The organism is Lunatimonas lonarensis (assembly GCF_000390185.1).
Lineage (GTDB): Bacteria > Bacteroidota > Bacteroidia > Cytophagales > Cyclobacteriaceae > Lunatimonas > Lunatimonas lonarensis.
This window is the reverse complement of sequence record NZ_AQHR01000091.1, coordinates 38669-61928: the sequence shown is the minus strand read 5'-3', so window position 1 is coordinate 61928 and position 23260 is coordinate 38669. Positions and strand designations below refer to the sequence as shown.

The window sequence follows — 23260 nt, the reverse complement described above, 5'->3', positions numbered from 1 at the left end:
ATCTTCGTACAATTAAAAACCAAACGGGCAAGATCGCCTGGCTTCTCCGGAATATCCGGAAAAATGGCAGCGTAAAAAAGACTGCTCTTTTCGGACAGCCTCGCTGCCCCCACAAATCCGCGCCGCAAGAAATTATCCTCCCTACGCCGCCAATCGGATGTTTATAGTGTGTACCGCTTACTCTGTATTTTCCTCCCGTTTATATCCGTACCAGAAAACCAAAAGTTGAATCCTGTTTGCTGACCCCTGAGGGGGATTGTAAATTCAAAGGGATAGGATTGGTCTTTCAAGGTTTTTTCGTTGCCCTGTTCGTCCTCATAGAATAAGTCCACAGCGGAAAATTTGGAATCATCGTCCTGAAGATAAATGAAGATACGCTGGTCGTAGCCGCCCAGCTGCATGCGCAAGGCCCTGGCGTTTCCAAAATCCACTTCTTCATAGCCCGCCGACGGGAAATTGGGAACGGCAAGCATTCGCTGCTGAAAACCTGTACGTATAGCTACGCCTTCAACCATTACAGCCGTCAATCCAGCCCCGTCCACCTCAATGTTGAGGATACCATCCTCAATTTTTGGGGACCGCCGACCGTTCAAGCCCTTCACCTCCCAATCGCTTCCTTTAACCAGATCCGAATTGATCTTCACTGTTGCCGTTACCCTTTCATCGGATTGATTCATAAAGACCAGGAAGAGTTTGTCGTCTTTGTAGGCCGATAGGTAATTCAATTCGACCTGGTCTATGGTCAAAAGGCTTTGCGGCATCCATAACTGCACCCCTTCTTCACCAAAAAATTTGCCCGGTTTGCTGCCATAGAATTTATTCTGAAGGTAGGCATAGCCTTCTATGTACACTGAGGGGAAGTCTATTTCCCCGTTTGACCTGACAAAAGCGTCCGTTACAATATAGTCCAGCAGCATAGAAGCCATGGGCAGGATATGATTATAGTGAAAGGAGTTTACACTTAGGTCCAAATGAGGCCTGAGGGGAAAATCAATCTTCTCGTAGGCGGTCGTCCTTGCAGTATTGATATGGTATCCGGGGAAGTTTCTGTATCGTCCGATTATCGCCGCTTTGGCCACCTCGTTTAGAAACTGGTCGCCTGTATAATACCCTAGGCGAAGCATCCAAGGGGCATAATTTGCCATGAAAATGGCACGGTGCCCCTGACTTGTTCCCGACGATTCCGGCGTAAGACCTATCTCGGAAAGCCTCCATGCGGGTACTTCTTCCTCGGGGAAATACATCTGCCGGTGACCTTTGGATCTCAGGTACCAATACAAGGGGGCCTTCCCATCCTTATTCACTACGATTTCCCTGTCTGGAATCGCTGGCGACATCCAGGTGAACATCGTAAACCGACGCGCCCCATCATGTGCGGCTTTCAGGTATTTTTCATCTCCGGTAAGCTCATATAGCTCCGTCAGTTCAATCCACTTCGAAACGAATGCATTCCAAAAAAAGGCTCCCGGCGCATAGGGATCCTTGAAATCGGTCTGTTTGACACCAACTCGTTTTTCGATATATTCACTAGCTCCTTCCATGGCCCTTTTCAGATACTTTTCATCGCCAGTAGCCCTAAATAGGTGCATGGCGTTTTCCCAGGTATCCCCCTGATCCAACACGTCCAGATTTCTGATCTGGGCCCCTGCATACTCCCTTTCGGCCAAATCAACAAGGAACCGATTCTGCGGCCCAAGGATATCGTATAGGGCAGTCAACTCAGAAACCGGCGCAATACGTCCCGTCATACTGCGGGATGGATGCTGTATCCGCTGCTTGGGATCCAACGAAAAAAGAAACTTCTCCCGGGACAACATATACTCCAAGGTCGGATAGGCCATTTTTTCGAACATGGCCGAGTCATCCATCACAATGGCAAGCTCCAGGGGGTTCAAACTAGAAACATTCTTGACCGCACCGGGAACATCCGTCGAATAGGCAAAACCCTTTAAGGAATCAAGAAACCAGGCATAATCTGTTTTGGAATAATCTATGATTGCTTCCAGTGTCTGATTAAGCGAAGATATCTCGTTTTTCCGGTAGTCATTAAACCCGAAGATCTTTCGGGCAACCTGCTCAAAAACTTCATGGATGGCTCCTTTTTCCACCAACAAAAGCGCCGTGAACTTGTAGGCCTCCCCTGCTTTCCTGTAAGAATCAATGCCTCCCAGCACAGGGGCAACAAGCTGGGGCTGTGCCATTCCTTGCTCGCTACGCACCATAAGCCCAAAACGACTATTGTCTGCCAGCGGCAGAGGGTCGAAGGGAAACTCCTCCGAAGCGGCCAATACCCCTAGGGAATTTACCCCGTCATGGACCATCGCCGTAGGTATAGGGGCACGAAAGGCCAACGTCATCACAGGGCTCTCCGGGAATCGCTTCTCTTGCCATACCAAGGGCTGCCAAATCTCGGCCACATCCTCTATGGTGTAAGAAGGTGCTCCGGTATAAGCCACTGAAAAATACCCTTCTGCTTTTGGTGTCAGGGTAAACTCCATCGCCGGATAACGGCTAGCATCGGTGAGAACCCTTGCAGAAAAATCGAATAGCTCATTTCCGTTAAAGGCAAGGGTAATGATGCCGTTTGTTGACTCCAGTTGCGTTGCCCGGGTAGGAATCAACCTTCCCGAATTGAAAGGGTTGGAACTTCGCTCGTTGGCCTTACCATCCAAAATCCCATCGTCAAAACCATCCCCGACAAAGCTATCGCTTCTTTCTACTTTGGCCAAATCAGCATCTTTCCCCTGATAGGCAAGCCAGGTAATGACATTGTACGGAACCCCCTCTATCCCAGCGGGCCTCATTTCCATTTTCGGGTCCTTCTCGCTGTAAATGACTGAAAATTCAGGTTGAAAATGATAGGTTATTCCGCTCTTTTGGATGACTATCTGATTATTTTCTATATAAACTGCTTCCGTCGCTTTATAGTTACAGGCCCCCATCAAATAAAGACCAAGTACAACTATTATTTTTGAAATATCATTCATTGGTGATTTATTAAATAGGTTTATACAACAAATTATATTATTAAAATAATTAAAAATTTAAATCTATTATTTCGCTTTTAATTCACCGAAAAAAGTCTGGGGATTCCATTGATCAATCCAAGGGATATACATTGTATCATTTTGAAATTGAATTGGCAACCATATATACAAACTATTAAAAGGATGCTCCGGTTTGTTAATATCAAAAAACGCAATAAAGGAGTCCTCCTTTCCTTGGTAAGGTATAATAAATGTAGATTGACCCCCAAAAGTCTTTTCGGGACCTAATTTATTATTGGGATTTTGCCCTATAAGCGGATTACCCCTGTCCTCCCATGTCCCATAGAGCGAATTGGACGTGAAATATCTAGCCGCATTTGGATCCCAACCTGAAGATCCCGATGCCAGCATATGGTATACCCCATCTTTTTTGAAGAGAGCGGGGGCTTCCGTACCGTTGGTGACACCTGTGCACAATTGGTATTCCCCCTCCGGCAATAAATAATCATTTCGCATTTTACCAATAACAAAGGCCTTATCTGGTTTTCTAACGGTTAAGTGATACAGTTCACCATTATCGTCCTGAAACATGGCAAAATCTCCGGTTCCATTTGGGGAATTTCCACCCAGGAACTTGTGGGTATATTGAAAAGGCCCTGATGGGCTATCGGAAATCGCAACCCCGACAAAAGCGACCTTAGTTCCATGATTGCGAAGATATAGCTTAAAAAACAACACAAATTTTCTGGTTTCCTCATTGTAAACCACCTTCGGTCTATCTTGGTTAGCGTCGAAAGCCAAGTCACTTAACGTGTCTTTTTTTGTTAAATTTAATACCATACCCTGGTCGTGCCAATCCACAAGGTTGTATGATGCGTAACAATGAATTCCGCCATCTGCATGCTCTTTTTCCGACAGGCCTTCTACTTTATGCTCACCATACCAATAATAAACCCCATTATGATATATAACACAGCCTCCGTGCGCGTTGATCCTTTCCCCTTTACTGTCGAACCATAACCTCCCCGGTTTTATTTGATTACTATGTTCTCTCTGGGCGAAAATAGACTGAGCGCTTAAGACTAATATAATTATTACCACTAGTGTAAATCGCATATTCCTTTCATTTTTATTAGCAACCAATTCGATTATATTTTCTACTCAGGTTCAACTTTCTTTTACTGTACAGGTAACAAAAAATAAGTATTATAAACTAAGTAAATATTTTAATCTATTTTACTTCAATTTTCTTTTAGATTTAATCTCAAATAAAAATTGATTTCCTTGAGCCGTTTTTCATTCCGTAAAATTGACAAGAGCTATTTAATATTGGCAAATTTTTTCATACTACCTTCTTGTCTATTTTGCTAATTCCACCAAAGGATATAAAGTACGAAAACCCACGTTTTCCGGGAATTTTTAGATCAGAAGCGATTTTACCACCTGCCCGTGCACATCGGTAAGTCGGTACCTCCTACCTTGATGTTTATAATTCAACCGCTCGTGATCCACGCCCATTAGATGCAGAAGGGTGGCCTGAAAATCATGTACATGGACTGGATTTTCAGCGATGTTGTACCCTAGTTCATCGGTTTCTCCATAGGTAAATCCCTTTTTGACCCCGGCTCCCGCCATCCACATGGAGAAACACTTTGGATGATGGTCACGGCCATAGGTTGTTTTCGTAATCTGTCCCTGAGAATAGCTGGTTCTCCCAAATTCCCCACCCCAAATGACCAAAGTGTCATCCAAAAGCCCCCGCTGTTTCAGGTCCATGATCAGTCCGGCTGTGGGCTGATCTGTACCCCGTGCCATGGATTGTATATCGTTGGGCAGATTTCCATGCTGATCCCATCCCCTATGGTATAGTTGAATAAAGGGCACGTTTCGCTCCGCCAATCGTCGCGCCAGGAGGCAATTCACCGCATAGGTACCCGGAATACGGACATCGGGCCCGTACATGTCCAACACATGCTCCGGCTCTCCAGAAATGTCCATGGTCTCCGGCACCGACGTTTGCATCCGATAGGCCATTTCATATTGAGCTATTTTGGAATGGATTTCTTCGTCAGGATTGGAGTCAAAGGTGTGCTCGTACATTTCTTTCAAATGTTGCATGTACTTGGATCTATCCGCCCTATCTACGCCCGGGGGATCATTCAGGTAGAGTACGGGGTCCTTTCCGGAACGGAACTGCACGCCTTGGTGCACCGAGGGCAAAAATCCATTTCCCCAAAGCCTGCCATACACGGGTTGGGCACCCGCCCTGCCTGTGGAGACAAGTACGCAAAAGGCGGGCAAATTCTCGTTTTCGCTTCCCAAGCCGTAACTAACCCAAGACCCTATGGAGGGTCTACCAGCCTGTTGGGAACCTGTTTGGAAAAATGTGATGGCCGGATCGTGGTTAATGGCTTCTGTATACATCGATTTTATCACACAGATCTCATCCGATATGGAACCGATATGGGGCAACAGTTCGCTGACATACAATCCCGACTTGCCCCTTCTTTCAAAACCAAACCTCGATCCGATCATCGGAAGGGACTTTTGTCCGCCCGACATTCCTGTCAATCGCTGTCCCTGCCTAACCGAATCAGGAAGTTCCTCGCCCGTTCGCTTGATGAGCTCGGGTTTGTAATCGAACAACTCAAATTGGGAGGGGCCACCGCTTTGAAACAAGTATATCACCCGTTTTGCCTTCGGAAGAAAATGGGGGCCACCCAAAACCCCGTTACCGGATCCCGATTGGGCAATGGAAGTAGTGGGATTAATCAGGCCGGCCAATGCCATGCCACCAATTCCCAGCCCAGCTTTGGCCAGAAATTCCCTTCTAGAATAATGGTTTACATGAGAACACAAAGATGACATGACCTTTATTGTTTGGTGTAGAAATCGAAATGATTAAACATTAAGTTGGCTACCATGGTAAGGGCTGCTGTTTTTTCCAAAGGCAGGTGCTGATCCACTTTTGACTCACCCACCTGTAGCAAAGCTTCACGATCTGCTTTGTTCTGCCGGAAACGGTTGAGTTCCTCGGAGAACATACTTTTAAATAACTCCATTTCCCTGGCTGCCGGCAATCTGCCGGTTACTCTTCGAAAGCCGTAGGTCAATTGATCTTCCAACTGATTGCCACCTTCTTTTTGCATCTTTTCTGCCAAAGCACGGGAGGCTTCGATGATTTGCGGATCATTCATCAACACCAAAGGCTGTAACGGGGTGTTGGTTTCCAATCTTTGCACCACACAATCCTCCCTTCCGGGCACGTCAAAAGCGGTCATCGCGGGTGCGGGAGAGGTTCTTCTTATAAAGGTATACATACTCCTGCGGTAGAGATCTTTTCCTGTATCGGTTTGATAGGTACGTAAGAAATTGGAGAATTCCCCTTTCTCTTCCCACAATCCCTCTGGCATATACGGTTTGACGCTTGGCCCTCCTACTTCCTCCACCAACAGCCCACTGGCGTAAAGGTAACTGTCCCGTACAAATTCACCCAATAGCCTATGCCTGGGGCCTCTGGCCAAGAAAACATTGTCGGGATCCAACTCAGCCAGTTCTGGGGTCGTCAGGGATTCCTGTCTGTAGGTAGCCGAAGTCACTATTTTCTTGACCAACGCCTTCACATCCCAACCGGATTCCACAAAATCCACCGCCAACCAATCCAATAAATGGGGGTTCGTGGGCAATTCTCCCTGACTGCCAAAATCGGCCACTGTTTTTACCAATCCTCTTCCAAAAAAGTGACTCCAATACCGGTTTACCGCTACCCTGCTTACCAGGGGATTGTCTGGATGGGTAAGCCATTTGGCCAGCCCCAATCTGTTTTTTGGCAATTCTTCTCCAAGAGAGGGCAGGAACGAAGGCACGTCGGCCTGTACTTCTTCTCTAGGCTTATCAAATTCTCCCCTATCCAATAGGAAGGTTTTTCGGGGATGATTTCTTTCCTTCATTACCATCACCTCTTTTTTGTCCTCAAGCATGGCAAGTTTCTCCTGCCTTAATTTTTTCAGGGATTCATTCTTTGCCTGACTTTCCTTATTGGTATGATACTCGAGGTGCTTTGCAATTTCCGCTAAATCAACTGCTTTGGTTTGGGTAGGATTGCCATACTGATGCAACGCTGCAATCTCAATTCCGGTCAGCGGTCGGTTGTACACATACAACTCATCCAAGCCTCCGGTAAAAACCCCATTATCACCGTCGAATTCCCGATAGCTTCTGGCCCATCTTAAGGGCCGTCTTACCGGATTTCCCCTACTATCACCAACCGGTAAAATGCTTTTGTATAAATTGTTCACCAAAGTCACCTGTCCCGCCGGCTTTCCATTGATGTAAAGCTGTGTTCCTGAAGCATCGGCTGAACCATCATAGGTTAGGGCTATGTGGCTCCATTCATTCATGCTAATGGGATCCTTGGTAATCAAGTGAATGCAATTGTCCGGCAAGGCATTGTTGATCCTGACCTGAACCCGATTGGTGCTGTCCAGAAACATCTCATAGCCTCTGAAGTAGTTATTTTTGTGGCCGGAATTACCCACGAGGGACCTGAAGGGATCCCTATTTTCCGGTTTTACCCAAAATGAAAATGAAAAAGCATCCGTCATTTCGAAAAGTCCCGTGGCGGGAATTTCCAATACATCCCTCTCATCCTTAAAGCGCATACCGTTTCCTACAGGCGAAGGAACCAATTCGGGACTGCCCTTTATCGTAGCGGATAACCTTCCGGATTGATCGAGAGTCTTGCCGTCTATGTGGGCCTCCAATCCAAAATGGGAAACCAAACCCATTTTCAATGTCTTTTCGGGCAACCAGGAAGAGGGAATGCCGGCAATCTTCTGCTCCCGCAAGAACCTCTGCTGCGCCTTGGTCTTCTCTTCTTCCAGGGCACGGATCTTAGCCTCTAGTAGGGCCAAATCCCTTTCTTCCTCATCATCCAGATACAATAGGAAAGGGCCGGTGTTCCCATCATTTCCCGTCATGCCCAACTCATCCATTTGGTTAAAGAAAGCTGCCATACTGAAGTAATCCTTTTGGGAAATTGGATCGAACTTATGGTCATGGCATCTGGCACAATCCAGGGTCAAGCCCAAAAAAGCCTTCCCGATCGTCTCAGACCGGTCTAGCACGTATTCCATGCGGTATTCCTCATCGTCTATGCCTGCCTCCGAATTGGTTTGGTTATTTCGGTTAAACGCGGTGGCCAAAAGTTGCTTTTTCGAAGGATTGGGCATCAGATCACCCGCCACCTGCCATTCGATGAAGCGATCGTAGGGCATGTTTTCCGCAAACGCTTCAATAACCCAATCCCTCCAGGGCCACATCATCCTATACCCATCTGCATGTAACCCGTTGGAATCGGCAAACCGAGCCACATCCAGCCAATCCAGGGCCATCCGCTCTGCATAAGCAACCGTTGACAACAATTTATCCACGACCCTTTCATAGGCATTGGGCGATGGATCATTCAAAAATTCATCTATTAGTTCCAAATCCGGGGGCAAACCGGTCAAATCCAAGCTGACCCTTCGGATCAGTTTCTCCTTTGCTACCGAAGGACTGGGCTTTAACTTGTTTTGATCCAATTTACCCATCACAAAATAATCAATTTCATTAACCGGCCAGCTTGGGTCTGAAACCATGGGCAACGCATGCTTTTCCGGCTTGATGTATGCCCAATGGGGGTTGTAAATAGCTCCTTGCTCAATCCACCGGACAAGTATTGCCTTTTCCCTCGGAGAAAGGATGAGATTTGACTGAGGTGGAGGCATTACTTTGTCCGGGTCATCGGAAACCAATCGATCGTAGACCTCACTTCGATGGAGATTACCAGGAGATATGGCTACTTTCTTTGTAGCCCCGGATAAAAACCCATAAGCCCCTTCTGGAGTATCTAGCCGAAGACCAGCCTCTCTTGTGCCGGGATCGGGACCATGGCACGAAAAACAACGATCTGACAGGATGGGCTTTACATGGGCATTGTAATCTATTTGCTCCGGTAAATGCAGCTCGGCCTCTACTATTTCGGCAGGTTTTTCTACGCCACAGGAAGCCATCATCCAACAAAAAATTAAACTAGCGATGATTTGTGAATGCTGGTAAACCATGGAAGGATCTACTTTACGGCTCTGAATTCGATTATTTTAATGAGAACTCCACGTCGAAGCATATTGAAATAGGATGATCAAATTTTAGTCACCATGTAGGCCAGCAATCGGGCAAAACCCTCCAAGCAGGCCTAGCTGAACAGTCAATATCTCCATAGGTTTTGCCCCGGTCGGTAAGTAAATGTAGTTCTAATTCACAAGACAAAAAATCAGTTTGACAACTACATTTTGATTTTTACATCGAAAACGTTTTCGAAAACGTTTACAACTGGAAATTCATCAAATAAAATGGATGTTTTTTGAAAAATCGTAAAAGGTATATTCTGCGGTCCGCTCGTACCATTTTAGTAGGCAAGCTCGATTTCAAGTGTGCAAACCCTACCAAAAACCTCGAACAGAGACACGCTTTACTTCATTGTCTCCATTTCGATTGTTTCCTACTACATAGATGGCCTTCCCGTCGTCGCCCCAGCTTGGGTTGCCCCCGGAAAATCCAATATAAAACTGTTCACCAAAACTCGTTAACTGAGCCGTAAAACCAGTGTCGAGCTGTTTTAGCCATACTTCGTTGGAGCCTGACCGGTCGGAAATAAACGCCAGCCACCCCTCCTTAAATGGGCTAAACGCTGGGAGTAGGTCTTGTCCATCCGACGCTACCCAGATATCTTTCTGGTAACTATCCCTCGTCTCGAAGCCTACCACATCGTACACCGGTCGCCGGGAACGCTCATGTAAAACAGGACGATTATAGGCAAGCCTGCCGCTGATTGGGCAAAACGTCAATGTTCTGTACATCACATTTCCGACGTAATCGCCTTCCACACGAGGAAGCAATAACTGCCTTTCTCCCGAGGTTCGATCCAGTCTCCAAATACCATCTACCCACTGCTCCAGGGAATCGGAAAAGAAGTAAACCGAATCCTCAGAATCTCCAAAAACCGGGTAGGAACTACGATAGTTTCCTTCCAAAACCTTGTGCCTCGTCCCCAAAACTCTATCGTAAACTTCAATATGTTTCGGGACGTAATGAGGAGATCCTACCGCCAAAAGATTCCGGGAGGTAGTGTATATCAGTCTATCTCCGGACGCAGACCACGAAGGCTCAAAGCTACTGGCAGCGACCAGCTCGTGGCTGCCTGATTGGAAATCATACAAATAGATGTTTTGTCCCGGCCGATTGGGCCCCTGATTTATAGGGTAATCCGCCACATAGGCCAATACATCGCCCGTGGGTGAGGCCACCGGTGTAAAAACATGGGAGGCGTCCGGCAAAACAAATACAGTACTGATCTCACCTACGGAAAAAGGAGAGGATACTACGGAGTTTGTAAATGTCTCCTGACCGGCCCTACGTGCCCTAACCAAAAACTCATAAGCCCTTCCATCTTCCAAACCAGAGACCACCCAACTTTTCATCTCAGGCTCAAGGGTGGCAACCACCTCAAAGGGCTCCTCTCCCAGCATTCGATAAAGAACGTCGTAAAACGTTGCCTGCACCCATGCGGGACAGTTGAATCCGGCACAAGGGAGCCTGGAATGCCAAGTTAGCCTCACAGAATGCGTATCTACCACCTCGGACCTCAGCCGAGGCACCTCTACCGAAAACCCCTCCGGAATGGGATCGTCTAGGACATAGCATCCATGTAAACTTAGGATAAAAAGCATCGATAGCAGTAGGATTCTTTGGCTCATAGGTAGATCCGTTAAGTACTCAACTTACTCACTGGACGGAGAAAACTTCCAAAATGCCACAAAATCGGACAGAAACCACAAAAAAACCAAGAGTGGTGGAATGTACATCAAGCCCCAGCCACTGAATCACCAATGGCCAACCGGTACCCTTTCGGGACCTGTTCGATCAGATCGATCGGCTAAGTAAGCGTTACAAACCGCTGATCAACCAACATCTCTACGGGAACCGTTTGGTTGATAAGTCCCAATTCCGAGAGCGTACGCATGGTATCCACCAATGAGTCCGCAGCTACCTGTGGCCCCTCGGCCCATTTTGTTTGCGCAAACCAATCCTTGACATCCTCGCGGTTGATGCCATAAAGCTGCTGTATATCCGAAATAGAAGCGTCTACCTCAACCATTAGCCTATGGTTTTCGGCATAAAGGGTTTCCGTTAGTTGCCTGAGCACTTTGGGGTGGTTCATACGTGCCTGTTCAGACGCCACAATCGCAAAGCAGGGCCAAGGGGTGGGAATCTCTCCTATTCTCCGGCATTCCCCCGCGCTTACCAAGGGCTGGGTGGTATACCTTTCCCATAAAAACAACTTCGTAAGCGAGGACTTGAACTCCCTTCTGGCACCACTCAGGTCTCCTACCACTTCGAACTCCAGCTCTTCCATCCTCCAACCCTCGCGCTTAGCCAGAAGGTAGGCCATCAAATGGGATCCCGAACCCATTCTACTTACCAAAAAAGGCACGTTTTTCAACTGGGAAAGCGGCCGTAAGGGAGCTTTTGCGGAAACGTGTATGCCCCAGGCCAGGGGAGAAACCACGTGATACCCGATCATCCTTCCGGTGTTGCCCGCAATTCGGTCCTTCACAAAGCTTTCGGTCAAAATCACGGCGAGGTCTGTGGATTCCTCCCGAACAGCTTGGTTCATCGCCCCCGATCCACGGGGCTCATCCACCCATACAAGTTCCAATTCTTGATCCAAAAATGGCTGAGACGCAACCAATCGACGCCAAGGCAAGTTAAAATGTTCGGGGACACCGGTAATCGTAATTCGTTCCATAGCTCAAATATAGCAACAAAATCGATGTGCAATTTGACAATAAATAAGGAGCAGCTCCGCGATTAAACGCTGTATTTGTTATCTTTGGGGCAGATTTGCCGATTTATATTCTAAAAACCGGCCTCTTTTTATCGAATACCTTAAACAATCAACTATGAAATTCAAACCTGGAGTAAAGTTTGGAGAAGAATTAAAAGACCTATTGGCGTATGCAAAGGAAAGCGAGTTTGCGATGCCTGCGGTAAACTGTATCAGTACAAATACGGTAAATGCCGTGCTTGAAACAGCCAAGAAGGTCAATTCTCCGGTGATGGTACAATTTTCAAACGGAGGAGCGCAGTTCTTTGCCGGAAAAGGTCTACCGAATGATAAACAACAGGGTTCCATAGCAGGTGCCGTATCCGGTGCCATGCACGTGCATAAAATGGCCGAAGCCTACGGGGTACCCGTAGTTTTGCATACCGACCACGCCGCCAAAAAATTACTTCCCTGGATAGACGGCATGCTTGCTGAGGGAAAGGCCTTCTATGAAGCCTTTAAAAAGCCCCTGTTCAGCTCGCATATGCTGGACCTTTCAGAGGAGCCCATCGAAGAAAACATAGAGACTTCCGTCCAGTATTTCAAAGAATTTGCCAAGCTCCAAATGGCGATCGAAATCGAGCTGGGAGTGACTGGTGGCGAAGAAGACGGAGTAGACAATACCGATGTGGACAGCTCCAAATTATATACCCAGCCGGAGGAAGTAGCCTACGCCTACGAGGAGCTCAAAAAGGTCAGTGACCTCTTTACGGTGGCAGCAGCCTTTGGCAACGTGCATGGAGTCTATAAGCCTGGCAACGTGTCGTTGAAACCCATCATCCTGAAAAACTCACAGGACTATATCAACAAAAAGTTCGGCACTACCGGCAAACCCGTGAACTTTGTTTTTCACGGTGGTTCAGGTTCTTCCGTAGAAGAGATCCGGGAGGCTAACGGCTATGGATCCATCAAAATGAATATAGACACGGATTTGCAATGGGCATTCTGGGAAGGCATCCTGCTCTACTACAAAGGAAAAGAGGGATACCTGCAATCCCAACTGGGCAACCCGGACGGCGCGGACAACCCAAACAAAAAGTACTACGATCCGAGGGTATGGTTACGAAAAGGGGAAGAGAACTTCTCTAAGCGCCTGGAACTGGCGTTCGACATGTTGAACGCCCTGAACAGAAACCAATAAAAAAAGGGGGCTGCCACAAACCAATCGGTTGGGCAGCCCCTTTAACTATTCTACTTTTTTGCAGCGCAAACTACCTTTCACGGCATTCCCTGCTAGTCAGCCGTTGTGTATTTAGGTAGACAAAATAGCTGCGATCCTCAGCTCTTCCTCGTCCACTTTTTTATCATCTACAATCGCCCGCTTGATCGGAGTAAATACTACCTTATTGTTAATGACACCGACCATGACGTCGTATTTTCCCTGAAGCAAGCCTTCAACAGCAGACACACCCAACTTACTCGCCAGCGTTCTGTCGAATGCAGATGGAGCTCCCCCACGTTGAAGGTGCCCCAATATGGTCACTTTAATGTCATAAGTGGGCAATATCTTCTGTACCTTTTCGGCGATTTCAGCCGCTCCACCGCTTTTACCTCCTTCTGCGACGATGACGATATTACTCTCCTTTTTGGCCTTTTCCCGGCTTTTTAATCGCTCGATCAAAGACTCTACCGGCATCTTCTTCTCAGGAATCAAAATGGCCGCGGCCGCACTACCTATACCTGCATTGATCGCAATAAAACCCGCGTCTCTGCCCATCACTTCGATAAAAAACAGCCTATCGTGGGAAGTAGCCGTGTCCCTGATTTTATCGATCGCTTCAATCGCTGTGTTGCAGGCCGTGTCGAAACCAATGGTAAGATCTGTACCAAAGAGGTCATTGTCGATCGTGCCGGGCAATCCAACGGCCGGAATCCCGTACTCCTTGTAAAACAAATGGGCACCGGTGAGTGAACCATCGCCACCTATCACCACCAAGGCATCGATCCCGTGTTTTCGGAGGTTATCGTAGGCCTTTTTTCTGCCTTCTGGTGTCCGGAACTCTTGGCTACGGGCGGATTTGAGGAAAGTACCCCCGCGCTCAAGCACGTGGGCGATAGAACGACTGTCCATTTTTCGGATATCGTCGTTTATCATGCCCTCGTACCCTCGGTAGATGCCATACACCTCCAGGTTATAATAAAAACCGGCACGGACTACCGCCCGAATGGCAGCGTTCATCCCAGGGGCATCGCCTCCCGACGTAAGTACACCGATTTTCTTTATTGTTTTGCTTTCCATTTATCATTTAGAGGTTAGGTTCTTAAACATCATTTCAGCGGCTGCCAAGTTAGTAGCCAAAGGCACATTGTGTACATCACAAACCCTCATCAGCATCTGAACATCCGGCTCGTGGGGGTGCTTTCCGAGTGGGTCTCTAAAAAAAACAACCATATCCAGCTGTTTCTCCGCTACCATCGCTCCAATCTGAGCATCTCCTCCAAGTGGCCCTGAAAGCAATCGTTGCACCTTAAACCCCGCCTTTTCGATATGCAAACCAGTGGTGCCGGTAGCCACAAGTTCAATGCCTTCCAGCTCGCTCTTGAATCCACTCAAAAAATGAACCATGTCGGCCTTCTTTCCGTCGTGGGCGATCAGTGCTATTTTCATGTGTTTATAATTTGTCTTTAATCGGTCAGAACTTGTCCCGGTTTATCGGGATGCCCGCCTGTCGGCAGGCAGGGACTCCCTTCCACAAAACAGTCCGAATAGTTGGTTTTCATCCTAGTGAATGAAGGAGACATCACGCCTGTCCGCCAATCGTAGGTTCAGTTTTTTAGGTTACATGGGATTTAGCGGGTAAAGTTATAAAAAAACCGTTAGAGATTTGGGCTTTCAACGCCTGTCAATTTTTCTGTGTTGGAAAATCAGCTTTAAATCAATTCTTTGCGTCTACTTACCTAAAAAATAAGCCGTCAACTCTTCCCATTCCTCCTCCAACGTACCCTGAAAACGCTTTTTACCAGCGCGGGAATACCAATAGTCAGCGTTCCACTGATCCCCTTCTTTTCGGTGCAGGTACGCGTGAAGGGCCGCGGATGAGCGGTCGGTGCGCTGATCGATAAGATCGTGGGCACGCTGCCAATCCCCACTTGCGTCCAACCAAAGCGCCCTTAGGTGAACAGAAATACCCTCGGGCACCTTCTTTTCGGCTATCGAAATCTTAAACTCGGAAAGTTCCATACCTGAAAGTGTTTAAACAGACCTTCAAAGTACGTTCATAAAATGATATGTACCAAGCTTACCCAGCTATATCTAAAAAAACAGAATCAACTACTTTGTTGCCAATACCGCGTCGGCATCCCCGACATCCACATGAGAATCCGCAGATCGTACGCTTCTCCAAATACCCACTATGACTCCCTCTGCAGTTTCCATTCCCGGGAAGTGATCCTTAAAATCATTTACCGCCTGCGTGGCCGTAGCCAAATCAGGCAATAAACCATAGGCATTGACGTTTGTTCCCGCCTCTGCTATCAACCATCCCAAATGAACCAACACACTGTGTCCAAGCTGTTGGTTAACGACGTCGTATCCCAAAAATTCAAACTCTTCCGGACCTTTGTCTTTGATCTCCTCTTTTGGTTCCTCTACTGTTGCCAGCAGATTAAAAGGTTGACCAACGGCAAATTCCTGCTCGATAAACTCACTGAGTGCTTTGGCTAAGCCCCCAAAAAAATCTCCTCCCTCAAACGACTTTTCGCCGATTCCCTCAACGGAGGGATTGTAAAAACTGTCCAGAGAGGTCAATTCTTCCACTTGCAGAAGACCACTCCAAGACCTAAAGTCCTCCAAGGAAAGTCCTCCCCTACAGCCGGACGGACCGAACTTTTCCCTACCTGTGATCACAATCTTCATATCTTTTCGCTATTAACATCCAACTTCCCTGAACCCCATCATTTCCATAAAGATACGGTTAACGATGTAAATTTATATAATGTTTACAACAATCTAACAAGATTCTATATAAATAAATGCAAAATACGTTTTTAACATCACAAACAACATTAGTTTTATATCGTAAACACCACCTTAAATACATACATAGAGCAGATAAAAAATTGAAAAATAATGTATAATAAAATTTTTTATCAAGCCAAAAACAAAATGAATTAACCTAAAATAAAACGAAACAAAGTATAAATGTAAAAAGAACAATAAAAGTCAAACCAGCGCCTCACATATGATGTGGGTATCATCGCCCCAGCTTTTCTAGCCATTGTGCAGCCTGAACACTTCCGGACTTGCCCTCCCTAACAACGGTATTCAACATCTTCTCAGCCTCTTCCAAGTCAACATCATCCCCGCGTAGCAAGAGCGTCATGGCATATAAGAACATCCCCTCGTTAACGTGAAGCCCTGGAACATTGGCCAGTCTGTCAAAAACCTCTAGAGCCGATTGGAAGTCATTAATGGCAAGGTAGGAAAGCCCCATGTTTTTCAGCAGCTCACTGTTTTGAGAATCCTGTTCCAGAAGCGACTCAAACAAATGAACAGCCTGTGTATACTCTTTTTTATTATAGGCTTCTATCGCTACCTGTAAATCACTTTCCATCCCCATCGTTTGCCCCAAGACCTCGAAATTTGTTGCATAGTAAGAAGAAACTTCTTCCTGTATATCCACAGAGTGCGACAAAAGCAGGAACAATAGTACCCCTCCCAAGAGAAGCGTCGCCGCCACTCCACTAATCATATACCTTAGGTTTCTGTCCCTTCCTATCACTACGGGTCTTTCAGGGAAAAACTCTTCATTAAGCCCCTTAATCGATTCCTTCAATACCCTTTCCCGCTCCATGGCAGCGTATGAAGCCCTTCTGTCGGTTTCGATATATTGGTATAGGCTAAAATCCTCTGCCAACTCCCTGTCTGCAGAAAGATCGGATTCGAAGGCTGTCCGCTCTTCCGCCGACATATCCCCCGCTAGGTATTTTTCGAATAGTTCAATCTTTTCCGTGTCCATGAGTTACCATTTTAACTTTTGATAGGCTGGAGACTGCTTGACTGCCTGTATCAACTTGGCCATGCACTCTGATTTCTTCTTTCTGGCATATCCATAGCTGTAATTGAGTAGGGATGCCACTTCCTCCATGGATTTCTCTGACCAACTCAATTCCAAAAGCTCTCTGCACGCCGTACCAAGTTCTTGGATTTTCTGAAGCAGCAGATTACGCCTTCCTTCCTCCACCAGACTTTCTTCAGCCAGCCGAAAACTATCGTCTTCGAGATTATATCTGTTGTCGTCCTCAATTGTTACCGTCTTATCCGTTTTTCTTTTTGCCAGCACATTTAACCACTTCTTTTTGCAAACCATGTAGAAGTAGGCATCGAAAGGACAGGTTAGCACAAAATCTCCCTTTAATGCCCTGCGGTAAATCGCCATCAAGCTTTCCTGTATGAGGTCGCCTACTTCGTCTTCCGTCCCATTGTTTTTTAATACCATCCACTTGATCTTTGCGGAGTAGTTTCGGTACAACTCCCTTATGACAGCCGTGTCGTTATTCAGCAAGGCATCGATGTATTTCTGATCTGGGTGAGCCATGGCGGAATATAATTTTTTATATCGAAATTCTAAAGAAATACAAGGGGAATACTTGCTAAAGTCCAAAAAAAATCCTCCGCCCTGCCAATACCCGTAGCATTGGCCTGACGAAGGACGAACATACCAGAATAAAGTTTGGCTGATCCCTTTTCTACATCAAGAAATCCATAAACCTACAAAGGAAACATTCCCGGATTCCTTATTGCGTAACCATAGGCGGTGCCGGCGCAAGTTTTCTACGAGAATAGTAGTTGTTTAGTCCAAAACCCATCACTACAATAAAACAAACCACCGGAACCCAGTAGGACATGCCTATGCTACCGGTGCTGTCAGATACCTGTCCCTGAATAGCCGTAATGATCGCCCCTCCCAAAATAGCCATGATCAATCCGGAACCGCCCAGCTTGGTGTCATTGCCCAATCCGACCGCGGATAGACCATATATGGTCGGAAACATCAACGACATGCAAACAGACACCATTACCAAAGAAATAACCCCCACCATTCCATTGGAATAAATCACCATGATACTGAACAGCGCGGCGGCTAGCGCCGAAACTGCCAGCAATAGGGACGGCTTTACGTATTTCATCAGTGCCGTAAACACAAACCTGCTAACGGCAAAAAGAATAAGGGAAAGTAGATAATAGTCCGAAGCCTCACTTTCGTTCATATTCAACTCCACCATCACATAACGTATCGTAAATGACCATACGCCGATCTGCGCACCGACATAAAAAAACTGCGCCATGACCCCAAGCGTGTAATTCCGGTTTTTGAGCAGACGGCGGAATCCGGAAATCACCCCATCCTTTTCGACTGTCTCGGAGGCAACCGGCATGCGGACTGCCCGGATGACAAACCAAACCACCACCAAAAATAAGGCTACCCCCACATAGGTTCCCATCACGCCCGCCAACTCCTCCGACTGAATCGCTTTCAGAGCGGCTGGATCCATTGATGTCCTGTCAGAGGCCTCGGCGGTATTCAATTTGGAAAGTATAAACACTTTACTAAGGTATACCCCTAAGATCGACCCAATGGGATTGAAGGACTGCGCCAAATTAAGCCGCTGCGTAGCGGTCTCCTGCGGCCCGATAACGAGAATATAGGGGTTGGCGGCAGTCTCCAAAACGGACAAGCCACCGGCCAACACATACAGCGCAAACAGAAAGAACCCATAGGACATCAGGATACTGGCCGGATAGAACAGAAGGGCGCCAACCGCAAACATCCCCAATCCGAGCAAAATCCCGGACTTATAGGTGTACTTTCGAATAAACAGTGCCGCTGGCAGGGCCAGACAAAAGTAGGAACCATAAAATGCCAGCTGGATCCAAGAGGTCTGAAAATCGGTCATGCTCATGATCCGCTTGAAGGCTGCCAGCAGCGTATCGGTCATGTTGTGGGCCACTCCCCACAGGGCAAATAACATGGTTAGCAACAAAAAGGGCCAAAAATCCCTTTTGGAAATCAACGAAGGCTTGGTCGGCGTAGATGATTGTGACATGGGTTTATCAGATGGATTAGGTTTATTTTAGGAATTCAAAATCGGGAATCAACTGTTGCTCCTTGAGATCCTGCCAAAAGGATGAAGGGATCGGTTGCTGGGTGGCCTGAAAATTCTCCTCCAGCTTCATCAAATCCGCCGGACTCACGGCAACACCATGAACACCCGGAACCGAAAGGGCAAACTGGATACAAGCATGCGAAGGCGTAATGCCATGGAGGCGACATCGTTCAAAAAAAGAAGCTCTCCAGGCAAGTTTTTGGCTGTCTGCGGTTAGGGACTCGTCGATAGGTTTATAATTGTAAAGATTCCCCCCGACCAGAAACCCTCCATTAAACACCGCTGCATTGATAACAGCAACCCCATCTGCATGCAATTTATCGATAAAGTCAAGCAGATCAGGAGAATGATCGTACAGCGTAAGGCTATTTGCAATCATCACCCAATCCAACCGTACCTGTTCGTAAATCTCCGGAATCACCCTCCAGTCCTTGGCCCCTAGGCCAATGGCCGCAACTCTCCCCTGCGTTTTCAGATCCTCCAATGCGCGGTAGGCATCCAAAATATCTTCAAAAAGGTACTCTCGATGTACGGTAGAACTGGCTTGGGCAAGGTATTCATCCGGATCGTGGACAGAAACCAACTGAGGCGAATAGCGGCCCAGAAGTCTATTGCCTTCGTCAAAACATTCGATGATTCCGTGATAGCTTATTTTTTGCACGGCATCATAGGAGAGTCCTTTCCAAATGCCGGGTTCAAAGGTTGGCTCTTTGCCCAAAAGCGGACTACGTACCCAACCGAGTTTATTGCTGATGACGACGTTTTGGGGAGAAACCCCAAGCTGCTCAAGGGATTGACCGATTACTTCCAAGGCCAAACCCGCCCCGTACTTGCCTGCACTGTCAAAAACCGTGTAAGGCGCGGTCAGCTCCACACATTTCTCAATGATCAAATGCTTTTGCTCCAGTGGGATTTCCCGGTATAGATTTCCCAAATCGCTACTGCCAAACATGACTCTGGGCAGCATTAGGCCGGTGTTTCCAAAAGGATAAATCGCTGTAGTTCCCTGATCACCCATTTTTCCCAACGAGGCTAGCGTTTACCTGGTCTTCCAAAATGCCGATCCCGCTCAAACGTATCCAAATGCCGGTGCTTTTTGGTGTCGTAGATATCAGAGATTGTAAGCAAAATACCCGTTTCCTCCACCGCGCCAAACTCATAGTTCATCGAAGTGCCAAAAGTCTTCATGGTCGAGGAAAGATTCATGTAGGTATTGATAAGGGGAGGGATGTTTTCGCCCAGCCCACGCACCGTCGAATTGAGCAGTTTGTATCCTTCTTTGTAGGAAAGGCCGTCAAACATCCCCTCCAGCTTGGACACATCCCCCTTGTAGGCCAACTCATCGATGGGCTGAACCAACTTTTCCCGGTCAGGAAAATAGTGGTTCATAAAGTAGATCAACGCATCACGGGCATCCGCATTGTAGTGGGGATACATGGTGACCTTTCCAAAAAGGTATTTTACATCCGGATGCATCATGACCACCGCACCAAGGCCATCCCAAAGATTGTCGAGCGAAAAAAGACCCTTTCTGTTATCTATACTTGGTTGATAATTGGGCTGAACCCACGACCGCCCCAACTCGATGGTGTAGGGCAGGTAGTCGGTTTTAAACTTATCGGAAAAGCGAAACAGATGAGCCGTGGACAGGTTGATCTCACCATGCTCATTGAGACCCGCATCTGTACACTTGATCAATCGGTAGCCCGCGATAATCTCTTCATCCTGCGGATTCCAGGCAAGGAGTTGCTGATAGCAATTCTCACAGGTGTCATTTTCGTCTATGTCCAGGGGCAGACCGGTACCACCTCCTGCCGAACGAAAAGACACCTCCCGTAGCCGTCCGATTTCCTGCATCACATGGGGCGCATTGTGATGATCCACAAGGTATATTTCGTTATCCCCGTTATTGACATATCGCAAAAACCTATCGGGAGTCAGTTCCCTCTTTATCAATTCTCTATCTATCGGAGCTATAATTTCTTGCATAGACGTCATGTATCTTGGGCGAGTTCATAAACCTTGTTTTTCACTACTTCGGCCCAGTACCTATCGCTTTTCGAATTGTCAAAGTACTGGTAAGAAATGGGTTTTCCTATATGGACAGAAATTTTTTTGTTTTTCTGACCAAACATTTCGTCGGCCAAATAAAACATTTCTACGTTGGCCTTCACGCCGATCTTTTTCCTGAAATTAGCCAGTCCATAAAAAAAGGCAGAATTGCGTCCATCCATATAAACAGGAACCACATCCCTTTGGTATTTTTTGGATTTGCTTATAAAACTTTTTTTCCACTCCAGGTCTTTGATTCCCTCGTCCTGTTTTCTGGAAACAAGGCCTGCGGGAAAAATCAAGACCGCTTGGTCGGCGGCGTAGGTATTTTCAATAACCTCCAAGCCTTGCTTTCCGTGTCCACCGTGTTTGTTTACCGGAACAAAAAGGCCTTCAAAATTGGGGATGTTAAGCAAAATATCATTTACCAAAAACTTCAAATCCTTTCTGTATTTTCCCAGAGCGTGCATAAGGACGATTCCATCCAAACCACCCAAGGGATGGTTCGATGCAAAAATAACCGGCTTTTCCAACGGGATGTTTTCAGTTCCAAATACGGCCACCTCCGCGCCGAACTCTCCTACTAGCGCATCCACAAACGCCAAGCCCTGTAAGTGACCGTGTTTTGCCATTACCTCGTTGATATCGTTTTCGTGCACGATACGCTTTATGTAAGAGAGGACAAAACCTGGCATCCATTTGAGCAGAGCCGGATTTTTCTCACCGATGACTTTTTTGATGTCTATAAATTTCTTGTTTTCCCCCACCGAGTGTCATTGTTGGTAAACCGGCAAAGTAATTTGCCGATAAATAACTGAAATAAAGCTTTTTACAATAGATGTTAACCGTGTAAATTACGGGCTTTCGGGTGAAAAGCTTTTATTTTAGAGCACAAAAATAGGAAAAATCCATTGATAGCCTGCCTTTTTACGCTGTCTGTCTATAATTTATGGTTGCCAAAAAGGCTCATAAGTATCCGTAGGCCGAATTTGGGAAAGCGGGATCGCTCATTGCCGACCCATGTAGGTTTTCCGACTGGACAGCTTTGATGTATTTCAGCCGGATTTCAAAAAAAACCGGTGTTACCGAACAATCCGAAAAAGTATTCGGTTGATAACTGTGTATAAACATTAAAAATGCTTGTCCCATGATTTAAGGTGAACGCCTAATTATTTGTTTGCCTAATACACCCGTCTATCCATAAAGAAATGTAAGTTTACCCAAATTGCTTTTCGGTAACTCCATCTCATGTAAAAAAATAAAAATAATCAGATGAACGTAGTCATCACCGGAGGGACTTCCGGAATAGGAGCAGAAACAGTTAAAGGGCTCGCTCCAACCTTTGAGAGACTGTTTTTGTTGGCAAGAAATACCGAAAAAGCAGCGTCCCTGCTGGCAGAACTGACCCAAACCTATCCGCGCGAAAAATTCGAAATCATACATTGCGACCTGGAGGATCTTTCCTCGGTTATCGCCGCTGCGGAACGAGTTCGCCTTCAAACCAAAACCGTGAACGTTTTGATAAACAATGCTGGCGGGATTTTCCCGGAAGCCTCTATCACGCCCGATGGCTTTGAGACCACCTTCCAAGTAAACCATTTGGGTCATTTTTTATTGACCCAACATCTACTCCCTTTGTTGCTTAATGGGACGGGTGCCAGGGTAATCAATGTTAGTTCCGAAGCGCACCGGGCAGCCAATCCAAAATTTGAAAGGCTTAATGCGACCGAATACTTCAGCTCGTTCCCAGCCTACGCCAATGCCAAGCTCTTTAACATTCTTTTCACCAAATCGCTTCAGGAGAAATACGGTCCTCAGGGACTCAGGGCCTATTCCCTACACCCGGGAGTAGTAAAGACGAACTTTGGAGGCCAGCATGGGGGTGTCTTTAAGTGGTTGTTAAAAATGGCGACTCCGTTTATGATCGATGCGAAAACAGGTGCCAAAACCAGCATTTATCTGGCTACCGCTGAGCTTAAAGATCAATGGGCGGGTAGCTACTTCCGAAAAAGCCGACCATCCTCCACCTCCCGCCTCGCATCGTCCAAAAAATTACGGGATGACCTTTGGGAAAAAAGTGCGAAATGGGTGGCAAAGTTTTCCTTGGAGCAATAAATGAACTAACTTGCGTAGCCAAACTGATCAGAAAAAACCATCTAAGACCGCACGAACGCAGCCCTACCAGTTG

At 46.7% G+C, this 23260-nt stretch carries 18 protein-coding genes; 2 read left to right on the top strand and 16 right to left on the bottom strand.

The window, feature by feature from the left end:
* Positions 1-161: 161 nt before the first annotated feature.
* The 6 genes from ADIS_RS16150 to ADIS_RS16125 form a co-directional block, all read right to left on the bottom strand.
* The gene (locus ADIS_RS16150) at positions 162-2987 is read right to left on the bottom strand and encodes a hypothetical protein (RefSeq protein WP_010855707.1); all 2826 of its coding nucleotides are present in this window, start codon (positions 2985-2987) and stop codon (positions 162-164) included.
* 66 nt (positions 2988-3053) lie between these two features.
* Positions 3054-4103 (bottom strand): family 43 glycosylhydrolase, encoded by a 1050-nt coding sequence (locus ADIS_RS16145; RefSeq protein ID WP_010855706.1) that lies wholly within the window; start codon positions 4101-4103, stop codon positions 3054-3056.
* A gap of 303 nt (positions 4104-4406) precedes the next feature.
* Complete coding sequence (locus ADIS_RS16140; protein ID WP_010855705.1) at positions 4407-5855, bottom strand: DUF1501 domain-containing protein; 1449 nt, start codon at positions 5853-5855, stop codon at positions 4407-4409.
* 5 nt (positions 5856-5860) lie between these two features.
* Positions 5861-9043, bottom strand: coding sequence for a DUF1553 domain-containing protein (locus ADIS_RS16135; RefSeq protein WP_010855704.1), 3183 nt, complete (start codon positions 9041-9043; stop codon positions 5861-5863).
* A gap of 426 nt (positions 9044-9469) precedes the next feature.
* Entirely contained in the window at positions 9470-10783 is a 1314-nt protein-coding gene (locus ADIS_RS16130) for a PD40 domain-containing protein (protein ID WP_010855703.1), read from the bottom strand.
* Between the two features lie 179 nt (positions 10784-10962).
* Positions 10963-11835: a type 2 periplasmic-binding domain-containing protein gene (locus ADIS_RS16125; RefSeq protein WP_010855702.1), complete on the bottom strand. Its 873-nt coding sequence runs from the start codon at positions 11833-11835 to the stop codon at positions 10963-10965.
* Positions 11836-11989: 154 nt separating this feature from the next.
* On the opposite strand from ADIS_RS16125, the gene fbaA reads away from it, so the two are divergent.
* Positions 11990-13054, top strand: a complete 1065-nt coding sequence (fbaA, locus tag ADIS_RS16120) for a class II fructose-bisphosphate aldolase (RefSeq protein ID WP_010855701.1) — start codon at positions 11990-11992, stop codon at positions 13052-13054.
* A gap of 111 nt (positions 13055-13165) precedes the next feature.
* Here fbaA and pfkA read toward each other — a convergent pair whose 3' ends face one another.
* The 10 genes from pfkA to ADIS_RS16070 form a co-directional block, all read right to left on the bottom strand.
* Positions 13166-14152 (bottom strand): 6-phosphofructokinase, encoded by a 987-nt coding sequence (gene pfkA, locus ADIS_RS16115; protein WP_010855700.1) that lies wholly within the window; start codon positions 14150-14152, stop codon positions 13166-13168.
* Between the two features lie 3 nt (positions 14153-14155).
* Positions 14156-14521 (bottom strand): methylglyoxal synthase, encoded by a 366-nt coding sequence (locus ADIS_RS16110; RefSeq protein ID WP_010855699.1) that lies wholly within the window; start codon positions 14519-14521, stop codon positions 14156-14158.
* 282 nt (positions 14522-14803) lie between these two features.
* The gene (locus tag ADIS_RS16105) at positions 14804-15094 is read right to left on the bottom strand and encodes a hypothetical protein (RefSeq protein WP_010855698.1); all 291 of its coding nucleotides are present in this window, start codon (positions 15092-15094) and stop codon (positions 14804-14806) included.
* A gap of 90 nt (positions 15095-15184) precedes the next feature.
* Entirely contained in the window at positions 15185-15769 is a 585-nt protein-coding gene (locus ADIS_RS16100; RefSeq protein WP_035806481.1) for a hypothetical protein, read from the bottom strand.
* Positions 15770-16106: 337 nt separating this feature from the next.
* Positions 16107-16871: a tetratricopeptide repeat protein gene (locus ADIS_RS16095; protein WP_010855696.1), complete on the bottom strand. Its 765-nt coding sequence runs from the start codon at positions 16869-16871 to the stop codon at positions 16107-16109.
* 3 nt (positions 16872-16874) lie between these two features.
* Positions 16875-17450 carry an RNA polymerase sigma factor gene (locus ADIS_RS16090; protein WP_010855695.1) on the bottom strand — a complete coding sequence of 192 codons (576 nt, stop codon included), beginning with the start codon at positions 17448-17450 and terminating at the stop codon, positions 16875-16877.
* A 199-nt stretch (positions 17451-17649) separates the two neighbouring features.
* On the bottom strand, positions 17650-18960 hold the full coding sequence (fucP, locus tag ADIS_RS16085) for an L-fucose:H+ symporter permease (RefSeq protein ID WP_010855694.1): 1311 nt from the start codon (positions 18958-18960) through the stop codon (positions 17650-17652).
* Between the two features lie 22 nt (positions 18961-18982).
* Positions 18983-19987, bottom strand: coding sequence for an aldo/keto reductase (locus ADIS_RS16080; protein WP_035806509.1), 1005 nt, complete (start codon positions 19985-19987; stop codon positions 18983-18985).
* Between the two features lie 65 nt (positions 19988-20052).
* Positions 20053-21009, bottom strand: a complete 957-nt coding sequence (locus tag ADIS_RS16075; protein ID WP_010855692.1) for a GNAT family N-acetyltransferase — start codon at positions 21007-21009, stop codon at positions 20053-20055.
* Positions 21010-21014: 5 nt separating this feature from the next.
* Complete coding sequence (locus ADIS_RS16070; protein ID WP_010855691.1) at positions 21015-21839, bottom strand: 1-acyl-sn-glycerol-3-phosphate acyltransferase; 825 nt, start codon at positions 21837-21839, stop codon at positions 21015-21017.
* A 505-nt stretch (positions 21840-22344) separates the two neighbouring features.
* Here ADIS_RS16070 and ADIS_RS16060 point away from each other — a divergent pair.
* Complete coding sequence (locus ADIS_RS16060; RefSeq protein WP_010855689.1) at positions 22345-23187, top strand: SDR family NAD(P)-dependent oxidoreductase; 843 nt, start codon at positions 22345-22347, stop codon at positions 23185-23187.
* Positions 23188-23260 lie beyond the last annotated feature (73 nt).

What these genes read in the sequence shown, in the direction of transcription:
- ADIS_RS16100 (WP_035806481.1), bottom strand. Translation starts at nt 15,769, where the DNA reads ATGAAGATTGTGATCACAGGTAGGGAAAAGTTCGGTCCGTCCGGCTGT.
- ADIS_RS16135 (WP_010855704.1), bottom strand. Translation starts at nt 9,043, where the DNA reads ATGATGGCTTCCTGTGGCGTAGAAAAACCTGCCGAAATAGTAGAGGCC.
- ADIS_RS16080 (WP_035806509.1), bottom strand. Translation starts at nt 19,987, where the DNA reads ATGCTGCCCAGAGTCATGTTTGGCAGTAGCGATTTGGGAAATCTATAC.
- fbaA (WP_010855701.1), top strand. Translation starts at nt 11,990, where the DNA reads ATGAAATTCAAACCTGGAGTAAAGTTTGGAGAAGAATTAAAAGACCTA.
- pfkA (WP_010855700.1), bottom strand. Translation starts at nt 14,152, where the DNA reads ATGGAAAGCAAAACAATAAAGAAAATCGGTGTACTTACGTCGGGAGGC.
- ADIS_RS16130 (WP_010855703.1), bottom strand. Translation starts at nt 10,783, where the DNA reads ATGAGCCAAAGAATCCTACTGCTATCGATGCTTTTTATCCTAAGTTTA.
- ADIS_RS16150 (WP_010855707.1), bottom strand. Translation starts at nt 2,987, where the DNA reads ATGAATGATATTTCAAAAATAATAGTTGTACTTGGTCTTTATTTGATG.
- ADIS_RS16140 (WP_010855705.1), bottom strand. Translation starts at nt 5,855, where the DNA reads ATGTCATCTTTGTGTTCTCATGTAAACCATTATTCTAGAAGGGAATTT.
- ADIS_RS16090 (WP_010855695.1), bottom strand. Translation starts at nt 17,450, where the DNA reads ATGGCTCACCCAGATCAGAAATACATCGATGCCTTGCTGAATAACGAC.
- ADIS_RS16095 (WP_010855696.1), bottom strand. Translation starts at nt 16,871, where the DNA reads ATGGACACGGAAAAGATTGAACTATTCGAAAAATACCTAGCGGGGGAT.
- ADIS_RS16105 (WP_010855698.1), bottom strand. Translation starts at nt 15,094, where the DNA reads ATGGAACTTTCCGAGTTTAAGATTTCGATAGCCGAAAAGAAGGTGCCC.
- ADIS_RS16075 (WP_010855692.1), bottom strand. Translation starts at nt 21,009, where the DNA reads ATGCAAGAAATTATAGCTCCGATAGATAGAGAATTGATAAAGAGGGAA.
- fucP (WP_010855694.1), bottom strand. Translation starts at nt 18,960, where the DNA reads ATGTCACAATCATCTACGCCGACCAAGCCTTCGTTGATTTCCAAAAGG.
- ADIS_RS16110 (WP_010855699.1), bottom strand. Translation starts at nt 14,521, where the DNA reads ATGAAAATAGCACTGATCGCCCACGACGGAAAGAAGGCCGACATGGTT.
- ADIS_RS16125 (WP_010855702.1), bottom strand. Translation starts at nt 11,835, where the DNA reads ATGGAACGAATTACGATTACCGGTGTCCCCGAACATTTTAACTTGCCT.
- ADIS_RS16145 (WP_010855706.1), bottom strand. Translation starts at nt 4,103, where the DNA reads ATGCGATTTACACTAGTGGTAATAATTATATTAGTCTTAAGCGCTCAG.
- ADIS_RS16060 (WP_010855689.1), top strand. Translation starts at nt 22,345, where the DNA reads ATGAACGTAGTCATCACCGGAGGGACTTCCGGAATAGGAGCAGAAACA.